This window comes from Microbulbifer variabilis (assembly GCF_052468405.1).
Genome location: NZ_CP174343.1, coordinates 299,636 through 322,039 on the forward strand (window position 1 = coordinate 299,636; position 22,404 = coordinate 322,039).

24 protein-coding genes are annotated in these 22,404 nt (G+C 42.4%); all 24 read left to right on the forward strand.

Annotated features, from left to right (window positions below):
• Nucleotides 1-114: 114 nt before the first annotated feature.
• The 24 genes from ACJJJB_RS01780 (at nucleotide 115) to rfbD (ending at nucleotide 22,388) form a co-directional block, all read left to right on the forward strand.
• Nucleotides 115-1,275, forward strand: coding sequence for a glycosyl hydrolase family 28-related protein (locus ACJJJB_RS01780; protein WP_444945605.1), 1,161 nt, complete (start codon nucleotides 115-117; stop codon nucleotides 1,273-1,275).
• 380 nt (nucleotides 1,276-1,655) lie between these two features.
• A complete protein-coding gene (locus ACJJJB_RS01785; RefSeq protein ID WP_444945604.1) occupies nucleotides 1,656-1,895 on the forward strand; it encodes a hypothetical protein in 240 nt (79 codons plus the stop codon).
• Between the two features lie 26 nt (nucleotides 1,896-1,921).
• Entirely contained in the window at nucleotides 1,922-2,074 is a 153-nt protein-coding gene (locus ACJJJB_RS01790; RefSeq protein ID WP_282951526.1) for a phage tail protein, read from the forward strand.
• A 241-nt stretch (nucleotides 2,075-2,315) separates the two neighbouring features.
• On the forward strand, nucleotides 2,316-2,699 hold the full coding sequence (locus ACJJJB_RS01795; RefSeq protein WP_282951525.1) for a hypothetical protein: 384 nt from the start codon (nucleotides 2,316-2,318) through the stop codon (nucleotides 2,697-2,699).
• Nucleotides 2,700-2,760: 61 nt separating this feature from the next.
• The gene (locus ACJJJB_RS01800) at nucleotides 2,761-3,087 is read left to right on the forward strand and encodes a hypothetical protein (protein ID WP_282951524.1); all 327 of its coding nucleotides are present in this window, start codon (nucleotides 2,761-2,763) and stop codon (nucleotides 3,085-3,087) included.
• 242 nt (nucleotides 3,088-3,329) lie between these two features.
• Entirely contained in the window at nucleotides 3,330-3,749 is a 420-nt protein-coding gene (locus ACJJJB_RS01805; protein WP_444945603.1) for a hypothetical protein, read from the forward strand.
• Between the two features lie 3 nt (nucleotides 3,750-3,752).
• Complete coding sequence (locus tag ACJJJB_RS01810) at nucleotides 3,753-4,091, forward strand: hypothetical protein (protein WP_444945602.1); 339 nt, start codon at nucleotides 3,753-3,755, stop codon at nucleotides 4,089-4,091.
• Between the two features lie 111 nt (nucleotides 4,092-4,202).
• A complete protein-coding gene (locus ACJJJB_RS01815) occupies nucleotides 4,203-4,409 on the forward strand; it encodes a hypothetical protein (protein ID WP_444945601.1) in 207 nt (68 codons plus the stop codon).
• 6 nt (nucleotides 4,410-4,415) lie between these two features.
• Entirely contained in the window at nucleotides 4,416-4,895 is a 480-nt protein-coding gene (locus ACJJJB_RS01820; protein ID WP_444945600.1) for a hypothetical protein, read from the forward strand.
• A gap of 834 nt (nucleotides 4,896-5,729) precedes the next feature.
• Nucleotides 5,730-5,978, forward strand: a complete 249-nt coding sequence (locus tag ACJJJB_RS01825; protein ID WP_444902126.1) for a hypothetical protein — start codon at nucleotides 5,730-5,732, stop codon at nucleotides 5,976-5,978.
• A gap of 571 nt (nucleotides 5,979-6,549) precedes the next feature.
• The gene (locus ACJJJB_RS01830; RefSeq protein ID WP_445365614.1) at nucleotides 6,550-7,056 is read left to right on the forward strand and encodes a TonB family protein; all 507 of its coding nucleotides are present in this window, start codon (nucleotides 6,550-6,552) and stop codon (nucleotides 7,054-7,056) included.
• A 41-nt stretch (nucleotides 7,057-7,097) separates the two neighbouring features.
• Complete coding sequence (locus tag ACJJJB_RS01835; protein ID WP_444945597.1) at nucleotides 7,098-7,613, forward strand: DUF4262 domain-containing protein; 516 nt, start codon at nucleotides 7,098-7,100, stop codon at nucleotides 7,611-7,613.
• Between the two features lie 74 nt (nucleotides 7,614-7,687).
• Nucleotides 7,688-8,029, forward strand: coding sequence for a hypothetical protein (locus ACJJJB_RS01840; RefSeq protein WP_444945596.1), 342 nt, complete (start codon nucleotides 7,688-7,690; stop codon nucleotides 8,027-8,029).
• Between the two features lie 252 nt (nucleotides 8,030-8,281).
• Complete coding sequence (locus tag ACJJJB_RS01845) at nucleotides 8,282-8,590, forward strand: transposase (protein WP_282951339.1); 309 nt, start codon at nucleotides 8,282-8,284, stop codon at nucleotides 8,588-8,590.
• Nucleotides 8,591-8,601: 11 nt separating this feature from the next.
• A complete protein-coding gene (locus ACJJJB_RS01850; RefSeq protein ID WP_445366256.1) occupies nucleotides 8,602-9,444 on the forward strand; it encodes an IS3 family transposase in 843 nt (280 codons plus the stop codon).
• A gap of 497 nt (nucleotides 9,445-9,941) precedes the next feature.
• On the forward strand, nucleotides 9,942-10,772 hold the full coding sequence (locus tag ACJJJB_RS01855; RefSeq protein ID WP_445365615.1) for a glycerophosphodiester phosphodiesterase family protein: 831 nt from the start codon (nucleotides 9,942-9,944) through the stop codon (nucleotides 10,770-10,772).
• A gap of 1,142 nt (nucleotides 10,773-11,914) precedes the next feature.
• Nucleotides 11,915-12,679 (forward strand): substrate-binding periplasmic protein, encoded by a 765-nt coding sequence (locus ACJJJB_RS01860; RefSeq protein ID WP_020412097.1) that lies wholly within the window; start codon nucleotides 11,915-11,917, stop codon nucleotides 12,677-12,679.
• 2,297 nt (nucleotides 12,680-14,976) lie between these two features.
• A complete protein-coding gene (locus tag ACJJJB_RS01865; protein ID WP_020412098.1) occupies nucleotides 14,977-15,768 on the forward strand; it encodes an ABC transporter permease in 792 nt (263 codons plus the stop codon).
• Nucleotides 15,765-16,472, forward strand: a complete 708-nt coding sequence (locus ACJJJB_RS01870) for an ABC transporter ATP-binding protein (RefSeq protein ID WP_444945594.1) — start codon at nucleotides 15,765-15,767, stop codon at nucleotides 16,470-16,472. The genes ACJJJB_RS01865 and ACJJJB_RS01870 overlap by 4 nt, the downstream gene beginning before the upstream one ends.
• Nucleotides 16,473-16,601: 129 nt before the next feature.
• Nucleotides 16,602-17,720: a KpsE/RkpR family capsule polysaccharide export protein gene (locus ACJJJB_RS01875; RefSeq protein ID WP_444945593.1), complete on the forward strand. Its 1,119-nt coding sequence runs from the start codon at nucleotides 16,602-16,604 to the stop codon at nucleotides 17,718-17,720.
• 93 nt (nucleotides 17,721-17,813) lie between these two features.
• Nucleotides 17,814-19,448, forward strand: coding sequence for a polysaccharide biosynthesis/export family protein (locus ACJJJB_RS01880; RefSeq protein ID WP_020412101.1), 1,635 nt, complete (start codon nucleotides 17,814-17,816; stop codon nucleotides 19,446-19,448).
• Nucleotides 19,449-19,748: 300 nt separating this feature from the next.
• Nucleotides 19,749-20,687, forward strand: a complete 939-nt coding sequence (gene rfbA / locus ACJJJB_RS01885) for a glucose-1-phosphate thymidylyltransferase RfbA (protein ID WP_444945592.1) — start codon at nucleotides 19,749-19,751, stop codon at nucleotides 20,685-20,687.
• A gap of 126 nt (nucleotides 20,688-20,813) precedes the next feature.
• Nucleotides 20,814-21,362, forward strand: a complete 549-nt coding sequence (rfbC, locus tag ACJJJB_RS01890) for a dTDP-4-dehydrorhamnose 3,5-epimerase (RefSeq protein WP_020412103.1) — start codon at nucleotides 20,814-20,816, stop codon at nucleotides 21,360-21,362.
• Between the two features lie 138 nt (nucleotides 21,363-21,500).
• The gene (gene rfbD, locus ACJJJB_RS01895; protein ID WP_444945591.1) at nucleotides 21,501-22,388 is read left to right on the forward strand and encodes a dTDP-4-dehydrorhamnose reductase; all 888 of its coding nucleotides are present in this window, start codon (nucleotides 21,501-21,503) and stop codon (nucleotides 22,386-22,388) included.
• Nucleotides 22,389-22,404 lie beyond the last annotated feature (16 nt).

A 22,404-nucleotide genomic window follows, 5' to 3' on the forward strand; every position in this document is an offset into this window, starting at 1 on the left:
AACGTTCGTGCCATTAGTTTTATTAAATTCTTTTAGTTTTATAAGTGATTCACATGGCGGCGATACTTTTGGTCTGATAATATCTCGAGCGATATAAATGTATGGAGATAAGAGATGGAATTTAGGTGTTTTTTAGCTATATTTTTGATTTTTTTTGGTGTCAAAGCAGTAGCTTCAAATAATGTTATAGACTATGGTGCCATTCCGAATGATGGTATTGATGATACTGCTGCCTTTCATAGAGCGATTGAGAATTCTGATTCTATTGTTTACGTCCCTGCGGGCGAGTTTAATCTATCTGCCAGATTGAATTTTAAAGGTGATACCCTTTCTATAAAAGGGGATGGAATTGGAGTTTCTAAGCTTGTATGGGCATCTGGTTCCAATGGTATTTATGTTGAGCCACCTTCTGGGAAGCACAAAGTCGCTGTAATTCAAGGGCTTACTTTATTTACTAAGTCATCAAATTCTGGTAGTGCTTATCAGTATAATGGGAAAAATAGCATTGTTAATGATCATATTCAGCCAAGAACTAGGCCCAAAGTTATAGTTCGTGATGTAGAGTTGTCAGGTTACACAGGAGCAACTAATAGTGGCTGGAATACTGGCTTAATAATTGACACTGCTCTAGGAGTCCACATAGATGGATATTATTTTTCTGGTCAAGTAAAGAATAGTACAAATACCCCATTGAGTAGTAGGGGGATATGGATGAGGGGGAGTGGTCACTCTGTCCAGGTTACAATCGAAGAGGCTGAGATTTACTATACCAATATTGCGATAGATGTGACGAATCATGAGGGGCTTTATATCTCAGAAAGCAATCTTGTATTTGTTAATTATGGTCTAAAATTTGCAAACTCCGCTGTTGAGCCACAGTTAAACTTATCAAACTCTCATCTTAATTGTAAAATTGGTTGTGTTTGGCTTGATAAAGTTGCTCAAGTAAGTATTAAAGATAATTTGATGTATGGGCACCATACATCTAGTCAGTCTGTATTTGGTGTGCAGCTATTTAGTGGCTCAGATCATTATAATATTTCTAATAATACATTTATTAACACTTCAGGATCTTTTGGTTTTAATAGTGTTGTTGTTCATTCGGATAAGGGCATTATATCTGGAAATATTTTTTCGCTAAAAAATAAAGGGGCAGGGGTTTGGTTTAAAAGTTCTGCGAGCTATGGTAAAGCTATCAATAACATTTGTAATAGTTGTGCTACTAAAGGATTGAATCAAGGCGGTGGTACTAATAGTATTAATTGGTTATGGTAGTTAGAAGCTATACTGAAATGAATGAGCGTAAATTGTAAATCTTAAGTAATCTATTCTAGATATGTAATATTTTTGAATTTCAGCTGGTTGCTGAAAATAATATAAGAAAGCTGTTTTCTGCCATAAATACTGAAACCCGCAATAGCGGGTTTTTTATGCCCAAAATTCCCGGAGCAATTCCAATTACCCTACGCATTACACATCCGCAATATGGTTTTAAACAAGCAGTAAACTCTATGCGGCTACACACTCCCACCCTCTGGCACCACAGAAGAAATTGATTCATTAAAACTGCCATCCATTGTGGTGGGCTTTATAATCGAAAACACTGAATACGAAATGCATGGCGCACCAGTAGGTAGCTGGATCTGACTATTGCCGTGGTAGTAAAGAGCGATGGCGGTATGTATGCCGCACTGGATCAAGCGGCTGCAGATATTGTGAGTGTCCTCCAAGATGACGCGACCCTGGGCAAAACCTGTGACTTATTCCTACTCAGTCAAACCCAGAATGTTACAAAACAAAATTTTCCCGCAGCGATGATGGCAGCTCTTATTAGCCAGTGGCTGGCATGTTGGATATCGACCCCGGTGAAGAGTTGCGCGGTTCTGTTGAGATGACGCCGATTGATGGCATCAGCGATTAAATGGACTACGACTCTTCCGGCTTACATGATGCTGGCGAGGTCTCTATTACCTTGATCTGGAAAGAGGACGATAGCGGCCAACAGGCTCTGCGTGATGATTACGACATAGGAAATCGCAGAGTATGCCGCCCGGATGTTGTGTATGAGTGTTAGCGGTAAGGTCCGTGTGCTCAATACTATCCGTACCGAAGACGTGTTAGTGACCGCTTCCTTTCGGACTAAACAGAGGAAGCATGATTGCTGTTTAAGCGGGCTTGTATGATAATCCGATACGCTTTGGTGCTCCAGGATGAAGTGTTTGAATTTAATAACTGAATTATTTTTAGTCCTGTAATTCTGGCTGTGGTAGCATTGCGCCAAAAAAATAGATGGACAATTAGAGGCTATGATAAACGTGAAATTAAATGTTAATGAAAAAGGGTTCTCAACGGGTATAAAATTTTTATTGCTTACTATATTCCTTATGCCGACTGTAGCGCTGGCAGGGATTTCGCGTCACAACAGTGTAGATTGGGTTCTGGTCAGTAGTAATAAAATGAATAAAGCTAGTTTTGTCCAGTTTAAAAACAAGCTTGAAAATGATGAATGTTTCATGGGTAGTAATTCTGCGAGAATACGCTTTTCAAGTGATGATAGCTCATTGTTATCGTTACTTCTCACTGCTAAAGCTGCATCACTGAAGGTTGGTTTTTATTACAATACGAAAACTGATTTGCCAGATGTCACAGGTCATGGGACGGCAGAATGTGAGATTGTTAATGTGTGGTTAGAGTCTTAATAATATCGGTATATGTAATATATTTTTTAATTGCTAACAGTATATGGTTAGCTGAGGTTATATGAAAACTTTTTCTACATTTTTTCTTTTGGGTAGTATTTCAATTTCTGTAAGTGCAGAGACTACTAAATGGCTTGCACCTGATAATATTCAAGAGTTTTATCCAGATCGTGGCGGCGTAAATGTGGTTTTGGCGAAAGTCTCTTCGGATTATTCTATATGTAATGATGGGCGCAGATTTTATTTACCTTTAACCCATCCAAATTATGAGGTTACATCTTCAACACTTCTCACGTCATTTGCCTCCGGGAAGAGGGTCAAGCTCATTATCAAACAAATCTCTGGCTGTGCTCCTGAAATAGACAGGGTTGTTCTTGTTAATTACTAGACTCGGTAGCCTAGTTAGTCATGCTGCTTATGCTGGCTAGCCCTTTGAAAGCATTATTTGCTTAGATTGATGCGCGGGGTATTGTGGATATGAATTTAAAATTTTTTTTAAAAGATAATTATTACATTACTGCCCTGTCGTATTTAAAACACCAAACCCGCTCTCGCGGGTTTTTTTATGACTAATTGAGGCGCTGTTAAGGGCCACAGGCAACGCCAGTGGATGCACTACACAGGAGTTAGGTGAGCACGCGCTCGGTGGCTCGCAATACCCTGGCGAGCGTTTCCGGTATCTCCGATGCGCAGGGTGTGTTGCTTACCTTTAAGTCAGTGCAAACCGACGTGTTCGACCAAGCCATTGTGCTATCGCAAGACCTGGCAGCAGTAATGGGTGGCGATGCTAAGAGTACAGCGCTGCAACTTGGTAAGGCGCTGGAAGACCCAGCAAGCGGCCTGACAGCACTGAAACGATCTGGTGTCTCGTTTGCCGAGACAGAAAAAGGACAGATCAGGACCATGCAGGCGAGCGGCCAAGTGGCCGAAGCGCAGCGCTTCATCCTGGCCAAGCTGGCACAACAGGTAGGCGGGGCTGGCTCTGATGAGGCGGGCGGACTCGCCGGCCAGGTCGAAACTCTAAGCCAGAACTGGCAAGAGTTTCTGTAGGCAATGGGCAGGACCGAGGAGGCCTCCAAGAATGTTGGTTTTATCGCCGATGTAGTGAGCTGGTGGCGTACTGTGTTGATGCCAACGGAAGCCGAGAAGAATGCGGATAAATATTTCGAGCTGCCGGAGAAGTATTTGTGGCATCAAAAGGAATTGGAGAAAGCGACGGCTCAATGTGAAGCGGCAAAAATGGAAAAACAAAGATATTGGGTAGAAAAATACCGTATACAACTACAGGAAATTAAAGACGCTGATCTAAAAGCGGCAATGGCGCGGCGAGACGAGCAGAAAAAAGCGGCAGAAGCATCAGCGGCAACCAGCGAGCAAGCAGAGCGGGATTAGGCCGCGGCAGAGTTTAAGCGTCTACAGGATGCGGGCTCTCTGCAGTTGAATCAGCTGGATCAATTTCTGGTCGACTAGAGCGGCAAGATTAAACTCGACTATGAGCTGCGATTGCAACAAATTGCGGCGTTACAAATTTCTGAACAGGAACTTAGTAAGCGAGGTTTCGAATCTACTGAGGCGTTGCGGGCTGAGTATGTCGAGCGCGAGAAGGCACGCTACCAAATGGCCCAGGCTGAAGAACAGGCGCGCTCGGAGAATGGTGAAGTTGATGGTAGTCAAGCCGGCGCAGATGGACTCACCGAAGCGGAACGCTAGAGTATTGTGGCCCGCCTGGAAACCCTGCAGCTTTCCTGGCTCACTGAGATGGAACAACTGCAGGTGCAGCAGGATGATGAAATAGCCCTGCTACAACAGGCATTCGCCACCAAGCTGATAGCTCATGATGACTATGAGCGAAAACTTACCCTACTGGAAGCTAAGCACGCAAAACAGCGGCAAAAGCTTGAGCAGGCTTTCAACGAAAGCAAACTGAAAATGTTTACTGCCGGTGCCGGGCAGATACTGTCTGCTGCCGCTGTCTACACCATGGACGACGGCCGCAGCGCTGGCACTATTGTGCGCGCAACGGTAACCCAGACCATAGAGTCCACTAATAATGAAGCTCAGGCTGTTGCGGTGCTAAAATGCTCCATTGCCGTTATTGATGATCAGAACAATGTACAGACTGATGGCGCTGGAGATCTGATGTCCAGCGTTTATGTAGCCACCAAAACTCTGCAGTCTGATGCGGCCAGCCGGTAAACGTCGCCGATCATGCTGCTGATTTAGTAGCGAGTTGTATTGTCGAGGTGGCCAACCGCCTGGCTGTGCATAGTTCTATTGCGGCTATGGCGATACCGAGTGGGTGATACTGGCTGTGGTTTTCAGTATTGAAGTGGGCGTATTGCCGGTGCGAAAGCCCGAATTATAGAGCCATGGCTTACATCTATAGAAAGTTCCCCCTAACTTATTGATTTGATTATGGGTAAAATGTGTTCAAGAGAGGAAGGTCGAACTAGGCGACTTGAGCTGATGGCTCACTATATCTGGCTACTATTTGAACAAAAGTCTAAAACCTACTGCAAATAAAGGCTCTTCTGTGGAGCTTGGAAGCTCCCTCCCAGAACTAGTGGCCAAATGGATAGTGAGCCACTGGCTCTTTAATAAACTGTTATGTGTAATCCACGATGAAGCTACTGCTGCTAACGATTTTATGCGTGAGTTCATACATTCTTATGGTTTGGCTTACGACCAGAGAGAAAAAAGATAAGCTTCAATCTCTCAAATGGGTACTGCAAGCGACACTAGGCACCATGTGTGTCCTGTGGCCGGTACTATTTATTAGCAAGTTTTGGGTTCTGTTCGTGGCAGCTTTGCTGCTGGTTATAGTAGCTTACTTAGGTTCGCGAGGCGGGCTTTTCGGTAGGCTAAGTAAAAATGGTATGCTTGGTGGTTTCTGGTTAACAACCCCTTTATATGTCTACTTACTACCAAACACATAACAGGGGCCGGCACATCGCCGCCTCTGGCGGCTGGACTCGCCACTACGTGGCTCGCCTGTGCGGCCAGCGTTAAATTTCATTCAGGATTAAAACGATGTTTTCATGGATAGTATTTATTTTAGGTTTGGTTGCTTCATGGCACTACACAGACCTTCAATCAGAAAATGCATTTCAAAGTACGATCTCGCCAATTTTAGTAGGCGTATTTCTAATTCTACTGCTAATAAAATTTGTTTTTCTTTTAGGTCCGGATAGTGGTCGTGGTGGTCACGGTGGAGATAGCGGTGGTGGTTTTGGAGGTGGTGATGGGGGCTGTGGAGGCGGAGATGGTGGCGGTTGCTAATGCTAACTTTAAAGTGCATGACAAAAACATTTAACAAAAATGTCAAACACCGCTACATGCCTTCGGCATTCCGCTGGACTCGCTTCTGCGTCGCTCGCCGCTTACATTGGCGTTATAAATCTTGGAGAGTTTTGTGCTCGGAAAGCTGAATGCGATAGCTACATATATAGCTTGGTTATTTCTTGGAGGTATGATTGCATCCTTTGTTCTTGGCTACTTCGACGTTACTTATGAGATGCCCGTCTACTATACGATCTTTGGCGGTTTCTTCTCGTTTGCAATCATTCACTTTGTATTGGTGTTTTGGGTACGTTGCCCGAATTGTAACAAGTGTTTAACCTTTCAGGGTAAGCATGGGGTTCATCCTGCCTCTATACACAAAAGCTGGTCGTCCGTTGTGCTCCACTGGTTTTCAGGTAGGGTAGGTTGCATACATTGTGGTACTACAGTTTCTACAAATGATTTATAACAAGACGCAGCAATCGCTCCCTTCGGTCTCAGGGATAGCCAAAACGCTGCGCTTATTTGTCTGCCCCTGTGCGGGACGTTACATCTCAAAGTAGTAGAAATCATGGATAAATGGACAGAAAGTCAAATAACACCACCAAATAAGGGATCTGGATTCAAGAAAAAACACGCTTTTCTTGGTGTTGCTGCAATAGTCTTTGCTTTTATTGTGCATTACTTATATACATGCACCTGCATTTTTGGTTCAACTATTTGCCATAAACAAGGAAAGCTTCACGATGCAAAGGATCCTTATATTACTGAAGTTAAATTTTCGTTTTTGGCCGAACCTGGCAAGCTTGTTTATCCTTGGGCATCTATGATGTTAAAAGAAGAAGGAAGCGTCGGGGTCGAACTTACAATTGATAAAAATGGAATAATTACAAAAAGTAAGATTTTCGAGTCTTCGAAATTTGAGTATCTTGATCAAGCGGCTCTGAATTCAATTCCAACATTGCTCGTTGATTCTTCAAAAATTGATAACGAGAATGGCTCCATTAAAAAAATTAAGTTTACTTTTAAAATACCAAATGAGAAAAATGTAACAAGTTTAGGCATGGGACGTAGCTGAAGCTACGCCCATGTTAAAAGCGTTAGGGCACTTTACAGCGCATGAATAAAGCAGAAGAAAAAATTGTAAAACACATCGAAGAGTACGGATGTCATGTTACCTCTGTCTTTGACCCTAAAGAAGAAGATCCTAGCTTCACCTATAGCATTGGCATTAGCCAATGCACTGACGCTCCGGAGGTTATTGTCTTAGGGCTCAGGAGCGAGCTTAGCTCTTGGATAGTAAATGAATACAACCGCAGGGTTACTGCTGGTGAAAAGTTCGAAGAGGGTAAATTTTACGAAGGATTCCTTGATGGCTTCGAAGTCACCTTTGAGGCTGTCGCTAAAAAGTATAGAGAAGAATTTATGCTGTCTTGTAATTGGCTCTATAAAGGTAGTTCCTACAACGCACTTCAACTAATCTATCCAACTGTAGATGGCATATGGCCATGGGATAACGACGCTAGCGATAGTTTTAAGGCTATTCAAGCAAGCTTTCAGGAGCCTGCCAGGTGGGAGCCCCAACAAAGCCATCAGCCCGACGTCCACTGCGTCGTTTACAGTGTGCTTAAATAGCGTACTTTAATAAACTCCGTTCCCGCCGGTTATGGCGGCGTTATGAATTTATAGGTTTGGAGAAGTTGACGATTATGAATAAATTATTTTTATTACCAATTATTTTTCTTTTTTCTGGTAATGTATATTCTGCCTATATTGAAGGTATCGATATACAGAGGGTTCATACAAAAAATAATGGTTTTACCTACTTGAAGGTAGCTAACCCTCCTGAGGATACGTGCGATTGGTATGCAGAAGATTTTAGGTTTAAATCTGATACGGAAGCTGGAAAAGCCATGCTTTCGAATATACTGTCAGCGCATGTACAGTCAAAACCAGTAACTTTATGGTATACCCCTAGTACAGGGTCAGGAACAGTTAATGAAACATGTACTGAAGAGAAATTGGCTGAAATTACAGGAGTTGGTCAATAGTAATTCATAACAAGGCGTTGCAGTACCACATCCAAAGCTGTGTACCTTTTTTGACCGCTGCGCTTATACCACAAAAGTCCCACAATTTTAGCTGCGGCTGAATGCGGCGTTATGCGAAGGTAGAAACAATGAATAAAGGATTGCTGTTCATAATATTGATGTTTTCAAGTTCAGGTGCGTTAGCATGAAGACTTACCCACGTTTAGTAGACACCCTGTATAGTTAGGTTTAGTCCTAACACGGAGGTGTGTCATGGGTAAGAAAAGAACTCAGGCGTATACGGAGGAGTTCCGTAGAGAAGCAGTTAAGAGAGCGGAAAAGCCTGGAGCAACAACGGCCTCCGTGGCACGAGAGCTAGGCGTCAGCGCACAGCAGATCTACAACTGGCGTCGTCAATTTAATCGACTGTCTGATAAGCAGTTCAATAGTTTAGGCGGCGTCAACTATTCCAAACAGGAAAGCGCTGAAGTTCGCAAGCTCAAGAAGGAACTGCATGAAGCACGTCAGGAGGTTGAATTTCTAAAAAAGGCAGCTGCGTACTTTGCGAACCACCGAGAGTAAAGTACGCACTGATACAAGAGCATGTAGGGTCATTCCCGGTTAGCTTGATGTGTCGGTGTTTAGAAGTCTCAAGATCGGGTTATTATCGATGGCGAGGGCGGTTGCCACCTCCTCACACGATTAGAAAGATACGAACAATCGATAAAATCCGAGAGACGTTTACTGCGTTTAAAGGTCGTTATGGAGCGCCTAGAATCGCTTGCGAGCTTCGAGAGTTAGGTGAGCCATGTTCACGGAACTACGTCGCTAAGCTTATGCATCAGGAGCATATTAAAGCGAGAAACGGCAAAGGCTTTCGATATAGTCAGCCCGTAGAGGGGAGCATTAATGTCTCCGCCAACTTACTTAAGCGTTGCTTTGATGTGGATCGACCAAATTGCCGCTGGACAAGTGACATTACGTATATCTGGGTTCTGGAGCGGTGGTTGTACCTCGCGGTAGTTATGGATCTGTACTCTCGACGTATTGTAGGTTGGGCATTCGATTCCCAGATGGCCGATGAATTGACACGTCGAGCATTGAAAATGGCTCTAGAGCGACGACAAATAAAGCCTGGACTAATAGTTCACTCTGACAGGGGTGTGCAATATCGATCGCAGAAATACCAGGATCTCTTGTCCGAAAGCAAGTGCAAGCCGAGTATGAGTCGCCAGGCTAACTGTTGGGATAATGCGGCAATGGAATCATTCTTTTGCAGGCTAAAAGTCGAGCTGGTCTATGCCGGAACATTCGAAAGCGAAGAGCAAGCAAAATCTGAGGTGTTTGAGTACATTGAGATTTTCTACAATAGGGTTCGTAAGCACTCTGCATTGGGCTATGTAAGTCCAGCAGAGTATGAGCGTAACTATACATAGTTAGAGTGTCTACTTTTAGTGGGCAAGACCAATAGTAAAATAACTTAAATTTGATTATAACGAACCCAAATGCAAAGGATAATTAATTGAGCTGAAAACAATCTATTGAAAAATATGTGCGCTAGTACCGATTATTCGGCTGAATCACTGTTGCGTAAACTAAGTATATAGATTTAAGGTGAATTGTCGATTAAACCTTTACAATCTAAATTAAATTTTTATGACAAGAATAAATGTTTAGCGTTTAAGGTTAGTTAAGAATATTCTACTAATTTTTAGTAAATCTTCTAGAGCGTAATAGAAGTATTTTGTCATCACACTAATTTTTTAGTTCAAGTATTATTTGAACCAGATTGGAAATATGTTTATTAGATTCTTGTTATAGAGCAATATTAAGCACCTAAAGCATAGATTCAATAAACTAGCAGGTTTGATTGGTAGTATATTTGTATTTCATGTAGTGGTTTACCAATTTAATAATAAAGGAAATTCTCTAAATGAAAAAAATTTTAAAAGCCATTGCCTGTCTTGCTTTAGGAGTCGGTTTCTGTAATCAGGCCTTAGCTATAGAGATTCTTGCTCACAGGGGGGCGTCTGGTGAGTACCCTCAAAGTACTTCCCTAGCATTTGATATGGCCATGGAACAGGGTGCAGATATCCTGGAGCTGGATGTTCATTTATCAAAAGATCGTTACATCATTATTAATCATGATGCAGATCTCAAAGACAATGTAGGGGTGTCTGATAAAATTGAAGATTTGACCTTAGGTGAAATTAAATCCCTGGATGCAGGATATGAATTCACTCGTGATAATGGTAGCAGTTATCCCTTTCGAAATCAGGGGCTTACTTTGTTAACACTGAATGAACTATTCGAGCGTTATCCTGATGGTTTATTCAATGTAGAGATTAAACCTAATGATAAAGTGCTCTCAGAGGTACTTTGGCAGGTTATTTCAGATTATCGGATGCAGGGGCAGGTTACCGTTGCGAGCCAACATAGCAAAGCAATGAATCATTTTCGTGATATCAGCGGGGGTGAGGTTAGAACCAGTGCAACCATAGGTGAACTTATTGAGGCAAGTCTTGCCTGGAGCACAGGGTTCGGTTGGGCTTTCAAGCCTAAGTTTGATGTTGCTCAGCTTCCATATAGCATTACAACTAAGCCCTATGTGCGTTTTTTCCAGAAAAAAGGGGTACTTGTTGATCTGTGGACCGTGAATGATGAAGACCATATAGAGCGCAGTATTTCACTGGGTGTAGACGGCATTATTGGTGATTATCCTGATCGTATTTATCAGGCACTTGTAGATGCTGGAGAACGCTAATTTTTGAACCAAATTTCTTTATACTAATTTACAGCCATAGCAAGCCATCATTAATAGAAGAGGGGCAACGTTGATAATGAAATGAGTAATCCCAGGCAATTTTTGATCATTTTGATGGTGTATGTAAATTTACGATACCGGCTTAAGAGTCGGTTTTTATTGAAAAATAAATATTAATATATTGAAGTCATAGATTGTAATCAATTCCCTTGATATTTAGCGTCGCCCTTCTGCTTGCTACCCCATCAATTTGATGTTTAATAGAATCGATTTGTAGGCGCCAGACAACAGTACAGTATAATTTTAAAGTGTGTAAAACGGTTTCTTCAAAATAAAGAAATTTAATTATCACCAATTAAAACCGATCGGGAAAGCGGATCCACTTTCAATTTATAGAATAGTTTCTATGTTTACTTTTATAATTTAATAATCAATATTTATTTTAAAATGTAATGGCACATCTTTAGCTTACTTATTTGTCACTTATAGGACTTTGATATGGCCGAAGAGATTTTCCCAGTATTTGTCAGGTCGGCCAGCTTGGTTTCAGATAATGCGCATTAAATAATGTATGATGGGCAGTATCTAACTCTATTTAGGAGTTTTATCTAGGAAAATATTCTAAATTCCGGTGACTAATATAAACCTTTTGGTGATGTGGAATGAAGCGGCTACGAATGTCAAGTTGGGGAGAATGTGCAAAATGAGCGGTGATTTACTTCAGTTTAGGTATATAGCTCCTATTGAATAAAAGTAACAGGAACTTTGATAAGGAAAAGATTGCATTGAAGATGGTTCAATTTAATGCCTCTTACTACGGGAAATTTCAAATATCCGTGAAGGATGGAAGAAGTAGGCAGCCCTCCTAAAGCTTTTAACTACTGCTTATTTATTTGAAGGAGTAAATAATACCAAAGATGCTGGAAAGATTTTCATGCCAAAAGGGATTAATATTTAATTTCGGGTTCCACACAGGTTAATTATCTATAGAGGCCCACCAATCTATACGCGTCACTGACATCATATTCGACTCATGGGCGAATTTTGGCGCTAGTCCGTGTCCATTACCATATAAGGTATTATTTCATAGCCTAATCTACTATCTAACTTATTCTAATTTCGGTGTCATTCTGAGTATTGTTATGCAAAATAATGGATTAAAACAGCTAGTTTTGATTTCCTTTCTATTTGGTTATGCACTGTTCACTTCCGCGTCAGAGCTTAAAGTAGCGATTGAGGAGGATGCGCCACCATATGTGGGGAATAATGCGGAACGCGGACTCGAGGTAGATGTAATACTAAAGTCACTTCCAGGATATTCAATAACATTTTTACAGATGAGCTGGGGTGATATTCCAAAAGCAATTGGGAGGGGAATTGCAAACGCAGAAGCAAATGCGATCGAACATAGTGGCCCAGAGAAGTACTACTACTCAAAATACTATATCGGTTTTGTGAATTATGCGATTAGTCACAAAAATAAAGGTTATAAGATAGATAGTGTGAATGATCTTGTTGGGCATGATCTCATTGTTTGGCAGGGAGCCCATCTTACTCTCGGACCAGATTTTAAGCGCCTGTTCTCGCCTGGAGCGCCAGGCAGGAAAAACTATGTTGAGGCTGATAACTCAGAGGATCAAGTCCTAGACTTCTGGAGAAATCCAGATTCTATCATAATAGTTGATAAAAGTATTTTTATGAATTTCACTATTGTGGAGGGACACTCAATGGATGAAGTGGATATCCACAAGATTTTTTTGCCTGTTACTAAATTCAAGATGGCATTTAAGAATGAAAAACCTAGAGATGATTTCAATAAGGGGTTAGACCGACTCTGTGCCAAAGGTGAATATGCTAAGTTGTTGAAGGAATATGGTATCCCAGAAAAAGCAAACATATGTGAATGAAATGTAATTTTGAACTAAGACTTTAAATTTTGGATGCGTGAAAAAATAAGTGATATGAATATATTTATAAATTATCTAGATAATAATTGGTTTTTAAGTCATTCTCTCTAAGCAACCTATTCATATATATTGCGATAAATACTCTCGGTTAGTTTTCCCCAAGAATCGCCATGGTAAAAGATTTATAACTGATGACTCTATAGAAAATACAGGCTGGATTGTCGTTGTTGAAGATTAAGATAACTCAAAAATGAAGTCCTTGACGCTTGATTTCACATAATTAGATACTTCAGTAGACTAATCTTAAGAAAAACTGGCTATCTTCGCCTTACATAGCATCTAGCTAAATATCATTATGATCCGAGCTCTTGTATGGTCGAGAATGCATATTGCCTTATGAGTATCATGTTGAATGATTTATTCATGAGGATATGTATAAAATAAGAGCAATTATTGAGAAGTTAATTTTTATTCTATGGATTCTTGAGTTGACTTTTAGTGAGAGTAACCGCCTCAAATTTTGATAAATTTTAATATTTTCCAAGCCTGTATTTCTTATAAAAATCATAGATGAGCTTGGTTCCCAGTAGATTACGATAAACATGGGAACACTCTAGTCTGCTAAGCAGTTTATTTCATTAAAACGACTGGTCTAGAAAGCTTGACTCAATCTACTAAGACTAACTTCCGTAGAATGGATTGATGCTTATTGGTTAGAGTTTCAAGGCTTACCACAACAAATTGTCTGTAGTTTACAAAGTTTACTTTTTTGTGTGGCAAGCTGCCACCAGTTATCGAACGATAATCGATGCTATGTAGAATAATTGATATTATCCCAAACTGAAAAGAAACAACTGTCTAACAAGCGGATAATTTTTGATGTTAGTGTATACCCATTGATTTGAGCTTGCCCCGAAATACGTAGTCTTTTACCACACACTGAGAGAAAGGGACAGATATCGAAAATGCGTAGTTTTTCAACTAGATTATTCATTGAGCCATTAGGCTTGTAACTTTATAGATCTTGCTGGTGGTAGCTGCGGGCAGTTAAATACGACTAATCTACTAACAAACTTAGCCTGCTTAATAGCTGGTTTACGATGCTTTAAGCTGGGTGTGTATTATTTTGGTAACGTATAGTGACCTTGCAGTATCTATTAAAAGCTCATCGGCGATGATCTCGGTCGGCTGGTTGATTGATTGGGTGGACGAAGTGTTAGCCTAAATTTAGGTTGTTCAGTGACCGTTAACCACAAGGCAACCTTACTTGGATTGTTTTACTAAAAGCCTTTTTAAGGCGTGAATCTTGTTATCACCAACAGAGCGTTGCTGTGAAGCAAATTGAGCTGGTTTGGCTTTTATGAAAAGTCACTCCAATCGGGCACGGGCTTAATTAAGAGATGTCATTTTCACATGCTAGGCAAGCATACGCCTAAGTGCGGATCACAGTGTGAGAACCTTTGTTTATTGCGTGAGTATGGGAGCCTATACCTTTGCAAGGTATGGCGTTGGTCAAGTCAGCCCTGAAGTAAAATCTTATCACTGTAGTTTTGGCATATGGGTACTAACGTATGCAAAAGATTGAGTAGACTTATTGCTTTCTTTAGAATGCAATCGATTGCATCGTTGAGCGACACCCTCTGAGAGCACTACCTCAATCAGGAGCGCCTCTATCGTTGCATAAGATTTGTTCAATTTATAAGGTTTATTAGTACGCTCAATAAATGATCGAATCGTTGGGTCATATACCGTGAATTTAGGTTGGAGCGGAAATTGTAACTGGTAAATTACGAAGAGCTGCACACGTTACGTTGAGGGAATGTTTGAGATTTTGGGTGAAGGTTCTTGCTGGAAATTTGCCCAGAGTGGATGCTTATTCGCCTGCTTGCCATTCAAACCATTTGGTCCAAGATTAGCCATTGGCGACAGGAAGCGTGCGTGCATTGAGTGGATTGATCAAAGAGTGTACCTTTTCAGACTACTCAGTCTGATCTCACCAATTTAGTGTAGGAAAGTTCGTAATGGCGCGTAATTAATTCGTCAAGACGCTGATGGCGGGACTGCGATAGCATACCGCGCCTATTAAGGACGCAACTGGCGTTTTCAGGAAGATTCGCTATATAAAGTGTGTGACCCTAGTATTTTTCACGCTAATAACAACGATCACAGCAAAAAGGCGCGTGTAACAGTTGTAACAATGTGAAAAAAATCCCACCAAATGGAATTGAGTTAATTATCCCAGTTTGTTGCCCTGGTTGGCGTGGAACTGGTTCACATATATCAAAGAAAAAGCTGATATGGAATCCTCCGTTCAACGCACAGTGTGGCAGATCCAGCGTGATGTAATTCATGCGATGCTGGTTAGGGAGATGAAAACCCGTTTTGGTAAGTGGCGGCTGGGCTATGTGTGGGTGCTGCTCGAACCGTCTCTGCATATGATGGTGCTTGTAACAATTTTCAGCTTGGTTAGGGAAAACTTCTACCCTGGTATTCCCACTGCATTGTTCATGTTATCTGGAATTGCGCCTTTCCTTTGTTTCAGCCATTGCTTTGGGAAGGGGCTTACTGCTATTGAGCCGAATAGGGGGCTGTTTAACTATCGGCAACTGAGACCATTTGACGCAGTACTGACTCGCACGCTGTTGGAGTTTGCCATCTATTTAGTAGCCCTGACATGCTTACTTGGCTTGCTAGCGTGGTTCGGAGTGTCCACTCGTTTTAATAACTTCTTGTTGTTAGTAGTCGTAAACTTGCTATTTTTCTGCTTCTGCCTTGGGCTTAGTTTGGCTCTCTGTGTTGTTGGCCAAAGGTTTCCTGAAGCTGCGAAGATGTCCCCAATAATTGTACGATCGCTATATTTTTTGTCTGGGGTGTTTTTCTCACTGGAGCAAATTCCAGAAGAGTATCACCCTTACCTGGTATGGAACCCACTCCTACATGTTATTGAGCTTACTCGAGAGGGGTTATTTGTTCAGTATCAAGGAGCTTTTGGAAACCTTAACTACTTGATATTTATTTCCGTTTCTTTCCTCGCCTTTGGCTTGCTGACATATAGGGCTAACTGGCGTGACCTGGTGAGAAGCCAATGATCAAGTTGGAAAATCTAACAAAGTCTTATCGTACGCCAAATGGCCGTAAAGTACTGTTTCGCAATGTGAACTCGACTTTTCCAGAAGGAAAAAATATCGGTATTTTGGGCCGCAATGGTGCGGGTAAATCAACATTGTTACGCATCATGGGAGGTATTGACTATCCCGATTCAGGACGGGTGGTAACTGATCGGAGAATTTCCTGGCCCATGGGGCTTTCTGGCGGGTTCCAGGGAAGCCTAACTGGAAGGGATAATGTAGCTTTTGTTTGTGGAATACATGGCATTTGGGGTGAGGAACAGCGCAAGGTTATGGACCGGGTTCAGGACTTTGCTGAAATCGGCGATTATTTCGATGCCCCAGTAAAAAGTTATTCTTCTGGAATGCGCTCGCGCCTCGCATTTGGGCTCAGTATCGCCGTAGATTTTGATACTTACTTGGTTGATGAGGTGATGTCTGTCGGGGATGCGCACTTTAAGAGAAAGTGTGAAGAGATTATTGCCGAGAAGCGCAAAACTTCAACGTTCATTATTGTTGCCCATGCTATGCCATTGTTACGAAAAAATTGTGACGTTGGTATTTATCTTGATGCTGGACAGCTTACCGTATTCGATACGGTGGATGACGCTATTGAAAAATACCAGGATGAACAACCTAGACCCAAACCCAAAGCTGGCAACGCCAATAAGGCTCTTAAAGTATAAAAGTTGATTATGGAAGCTAGAGACTCGCTCAAAGCAGAGCAAAAAATGGACCTTGCCAAGTATAAAGCGAAAAGCACTCTACGGAACGCTTTTAAGAGCTTAAAGCAATGGGTGGGGGAAAATGCATCAGTGAAAGATAAAACAATTAAAGATCATCTCTATCGGTGGCGTGGTATCACCCTGTTTGTTGTCTTACCACTTATCATGGTCAGTGCTTACTATCTTTTCTGGGTTTCTGAGCGCTATTTAAGTAGCACCCAGCTAATTGTAAAAGATAGCGGTTCCAGTCAAGTGGCCTCACCAGCTCTGGGTTTCCTTATGCCAGGAGTCGGCACAGATAATCAGGATGCCTTCCTGGTGGTCAACTATATCCAGTCTCTGGATATGGCTCTGTATCTCGATGAAAAACTGAAGTTGGCTGAGTATTACCAGAGCGATCGCCATGACATTTTCTCCAGGCTGGCTCTAGATGCTACGCAAGAAGACTACCTGGAGTATTACCGGAGCCATATCAACGTAGGCCATGATGAGGCTACAGGTATCATCACAATAGATATGCAGGCCTATGACCCTACTTTTGCGCAGCTCTTGGTGGAGACAGTTACTCAAAAATCTGAAGACTTTGTCAATGCGGTGAGCAATCAGCTGGCAGACAAGCAAGTTGCCTTTGTGAAAACCGAAGTCGAACTGGCGCAAAGCAAGTTACGAAGTACTAAACAGGAGATTCTTGATTTCCAGAACAACAATAATGTGGTTAGCCCGGAGGAGTTAACCAAGGGGATAAGCAGCATTATTCAAGGCCTGGAAGCTCGCTTGGCAGAGCAGCGGGCGAATCTCACTGCAGCTAAAACCTACCTGAATACTGACTCCTCGCAAATTGTTTCCATGATGGCCGAAATTGGAGCACTGGAAAAGCAAATTGAAATGGAGAAGGTTCGCTTGGTCGGTATAGGTGAGGAAGAGGGCGACCAGAGGCTTAATAGCTTGGGAGCGCATTTTCAAAATCTGGAGTTAGACCTTCAATTTGCTACTGATGCCTACGCGGCTTCTTTGAAAGCACTGGAAACTGCCCGAATGGAGGCTTCAGGTAAGCTAAAACATTTAATGGTAGTGACTCAGCCTTCTCTTGCCGAGGAAGCCGAATACCCACACAAACTATATAACCTGACAACTCTCGCCATAATACTATTGATGCTATATGGGATAGTAAAAATGTTAGTCGCCAGCATTCGCGATCACAGAGTGTAACCTGGGCAGGGAAGGACCTGGCTCATAGATAGAACCGGCGAATATCGCCCTCTTATTAACTAAGTTAATTTTCATTTACAAAGAATGACGAAAATGATTAAAGGGAAAATAAGAAGCTTTGGTTTAGGAGTAGGGCTACTAGTTTCATTTGTCAGTATACAGTCTGTAGCTCTAGAGACTCAGCTAATAGATGAAGTGGCACCTACAGAAATACCGCGATCAGGTGTGCCAGTTTTTGGTGAATCCCTCTTTAAAGGAGCCTTCAAGGACCAGCCATTTAGCGGTTTTAATCCTGACTACCGGATCACTATAGGTGATCAAATCAATCTGCAGCTCTGGGGTGCTTATAGTTTTAGTGCCACCTTGCCAGTTGATCCCCAGGGCAATATTTTTGTGCCTGAAGTTGGGCCTGTTCATGTTGCAGGCGTTAAAAATGGCGTGCTGAATGATTTTGTCCTGCGGCATGTAAAGCGCGTCTTTAAAAATAATGTACAAGCGTACGCGAATTTAGAGGCTAGTCAGCCGGTAAAAGTGTTTGTTACCGGGTATGTTAACAGTCCCGGCCTATACAACGGCTTTAGTTCTGATTCTATTTTGTACTATCTGGATAGTGCCAGCGGTATTGATGCAGAAAGTGGTAGTTTTGTTGACATTAAAGTCATGCGCCAGGGAGAGGAGATACAAGGAGTAAATCTGTACAACTTCCTGGTGGACGGCATTATGCCAGCTCTCCAGCTTCGTAATGGTGATGTTGTTGTAGTGGGCGGGCGGCATGGATCGGTAACCGTGGAAGGTGCGGTACAGCAACCCGCTCAAATGGAATTCGTAGGGCCTTATACCCAGCTTGGGGAAATGCTACTTGTGACCAAGCCCGACCCACAAGCCAATTTTGCCCGAATTACTCAGGTCATTGGTGGAGTTCAGCAGGCTAATTACATGCCGTTAGCGGATGCTATGACAACGCGATTGTACCCTGGAGCACAAGTAGAGTTAGTACGAGATAACGATATTGAGTCTATTTCGATACGTGTATCGGGTGAGCTGGATGGTCCAGCTACCTATGTTCTTCCCTATGGAGCAACACTCAATGAATTGTTAGATCAGTTGAGTTTCCGAGGCAACGCTGATGTAGATTCTATTCAGCTTTACCGTAAAAGTGTTGCCGAGAGGCAGAGAGCAGCTTTAGATCGTTCGTTGGATGCCCTGCAAATGGAAGTATTAACGCGTCAGCCCAATACTGATCTGGAGAAGTCAGCGCAAAAAGACAATGCCATGATGATTCAAAATTTCATTGAGCAGGCACGCAAGGCTGAACCCAGAGGGCAGGTCGTGATTGCAAACAACCCAAACGCGGCGGAAATGCTTCTTGAGGATGGTGATGAACTGGTAGTGCCTCTAAAATCTTCAACGGTTTCAATAGTGGGAGAGGTTATATTTCCAACTTCTCTTGTGTATAGCAAAAAGCGTACTTTAGAGGACTATATCGAGCTGGCCGGTGGATTCGCTAATAATGCTAATCGCGATGAACTCGTTATTTTGCACCTCGATGGCACTATCAGTCGTATTGATGATAGGGACTTTGATAATCGCCTGGGAGATCGTTTGCGCCCCGGAGATGAAATCATGGTGATGCCAAAAATACAGTCTAGTGAATTACAAGTAACCAAAGATGTCACCGAGATACTTTATCGTATCGCAGTTGGCACAGCCGCAGTTCTCTCCTTCTAAATTGGTACGCGGTGCCCGTTATTTTTATTCATATTGGCCTCATTATTGCTGATTAATTGTCAGGAGCCGCGGAGTTTGGCTCCTGTCTTTTACGGTTATGAATATAGCTTTTGGCGAGTGTAGGCACGTGTAATACCGTTTTCATTAATTGTATGTAACTATGCACGTCAAAATTATTTAAATAAATTTTGACTGATAATCGCATTCTGTCCAATTAAACAAACCGGGCAAAAACCCCTGAATTTATCTCTGAGGGGCGTTCTCGGATCATTAAAGGATGTAAATTCAAGGGTGGGCGAAATGGTTGTGAAAGGATCTTCTGATAGAAAGGGGATAATCTTAGCTGGAGGTTCAGGTACTCGCCTGTATCCCCTGACCAAAGGTGTAAGTAAGCAGTTGATGGCTGTCTATGATAAACCGATGATTTACTATCCACTGACAACCCTGATGTTGGCAGGTATCAGAGACATCTTAATTATCACTACACCAGAGGAACAGTGCCTATACCAGCGCTTGCTTGAAGATGGTGCTCAATGGGGTATCAGTATTTCTTATGCAGTGCAGCCCTCACCGGATGGTCTCGCCCAGGCCTTCTTGATTGGGAGAGAGTATGTGGGTAATCATAAAAGTGCACTTGTTTTGGGTGATAATATTTTCTACGCACAGAATTTCAGCCAGATACTTCAACATGCCAATGCTAAAGAGGCTGGAGCCACAGTATTTGGGTACCGTGTTGCGGACCCTCGTGCCTATGGGGTAGTTGAGTTTGATAGCGAAGGCTGTGCCATAAGCCTGGAGGAAAAGCCCGAACATCCAAGGTCCAACCATGCTGTTACGGGTTTGTATTTTTATGACAACCAGGTTTGTGATATTGCCCGGGAAATTAAACCTAGTGCTCGTGGTGAACTGGAAATTACCGATATTAATAAGGTCTATCTGAATGAAGGGCAACTTGACGTAGAGCGACTTGGACGAGGAAGCGCCTGGCTGGATACTGGCACCCATGACAATCTGTTGGAAGCTGCACATTTTGTTCAGACTATTGAGCGGCGTCAGGGTCAAAAAATAGCTTGCCCGGAAGAAGTTGCCTATCGTAAAGGGTTTATAAGCGCTGAAGACTTGGAAAAGCAAGCCCATCCGCTAATGAAGAGTGGTTACGGCAAATACCTGATGCAAATACTGATTGAGAGTGGAGAGAGTTCAACTCTGAATGCACGACGATACGCACTAGGGACATAAAAAGAATTGCTTCGGGATAATTCGAGCCAGAAATTTTAGTCAGTAGGCTATTGCAATATTGCCGGTTGTTCATGATGGGCCGTCAGCCGGCGCCTTCCCCTCTTATTTTGTGATTACTAATGTTGTATGAAAATCATTGAAACAAAAATCCCTGATGTAAAAATTATCGAACCCAAAGTATTTGGGGACGAGCGTGGCTTCTTTTTTGAGTCTTTTCGAGATGATGTTTTTAATAGAGAGTGCGCTGAGAGAGTCTTTGTGCAGGACAATCATAGTAAATCTTCTCTGGGGATACTACGTGGCTTACATTATCAGACTGAGCAGACGCAGGGTAAATTAGTTAGGGTGACTCAAGGCGAGGTTTTTGATGTTGCCGTGGATCTACGCAAAGGTTCAACCACTTTTGGTCTGTGGGTTGGTGTTTATCTTTCTGCAGAGAATAGAAGACAGCTCTGGGTGCCCGAAGGTTTTGCGCACGGGTTTTATGTTACTAGCAAATCTGCCGAATTTGTCTATAAATGTACGGATTATTATGCACCAAAGTATGAGCAGTCGATTGTTTGGAATGACCCGGATTTGAACATAGAATGGCCGCTCGTCGGTGATGAGCAGCCACAGCTATCGCCGAAAGATCGGGATGGGAAATACTTTAAGGATGCTACCTATTTCGCCTGAAATTTAGGACTTATTTCCTTAAAAGAGTGTAATTACCCTTCTGGTTGTAATTCAGTCTCGTTGAATCGGAAACTTCTTTTTTTGAGCGGCAAACTGAGCTGCTTTTAGTGCATTGGTAAGCAGGCATAAGAGACACTTATGAAAATTCTAGTAACTGGGAAGAATGGGCAGCTGGCCACTGAGCTTCAGCAGCAGTGCCCCAATGAGTTTGAACTGGTGTCTCTGGCAAAAGAAGAACTGGATATTTCTGATAGAGCGGCTGTATTTTCGGCAGTCGAGCATTTTTGCCCTGACGTGATTATTAATGCAGCAGCCTACACTGCAGTAGATAAGGCTGAGCAAGAGAAAGAAAAAGCTTTCTCTATAAATACGCTTGGTGCAGAAAATCTGGCTCACGCCTGTAAAGAGTTTAATTTACGTTTTCTACATGTATCAACGGATTTTGTTTTCGATGGTAAAAAATCTTCCCCCTATTTAGTATCTGATACCGTAAATCCACTTGGCGTCTATGGAGCCAGTAAAGCTGAAGGCGAGTCCGCTGTTCAGAATATAGCTCCTGAAGCAATAATTTTAAGAACAGCCTGGGTCTATGCTGCCCATGGTAATAATTTTGTTAATACGATGTTGCGCCTGATGAGTGAGCGCGATGAGCTAGGAGTAGTGGCTGATCAGGTGGGAACACCGACGTGGACCGGATCCATTGCACAAGCTCTATTTTGCTTGGCCGAAAGTAAAGAGGCGTATGGTATTTATCATTGTACAGATCTCGGTGTGGCCAGCTGGTATGACTTTGCAGTAGCTATCTTTGAAGAGGGAAAGGCAAGTGGCCGGATTCCCCTTGATAAGGAATTGATCATTAAAGCTATTGCAACGAAGGATTACCCGACCCTTGCAAGAAGACCCGCTTACAGCGTGTTGGATAAGAGCCGTTTAGTTGATGAGCTAGGTATGGAGTTGAGGAACTGGCGTGATTCGTTGAGATTAGCCTTATCTCATAAAGCACTTCAGCGAAATGTTGAGCAATAACCCCCTTTTAATATTT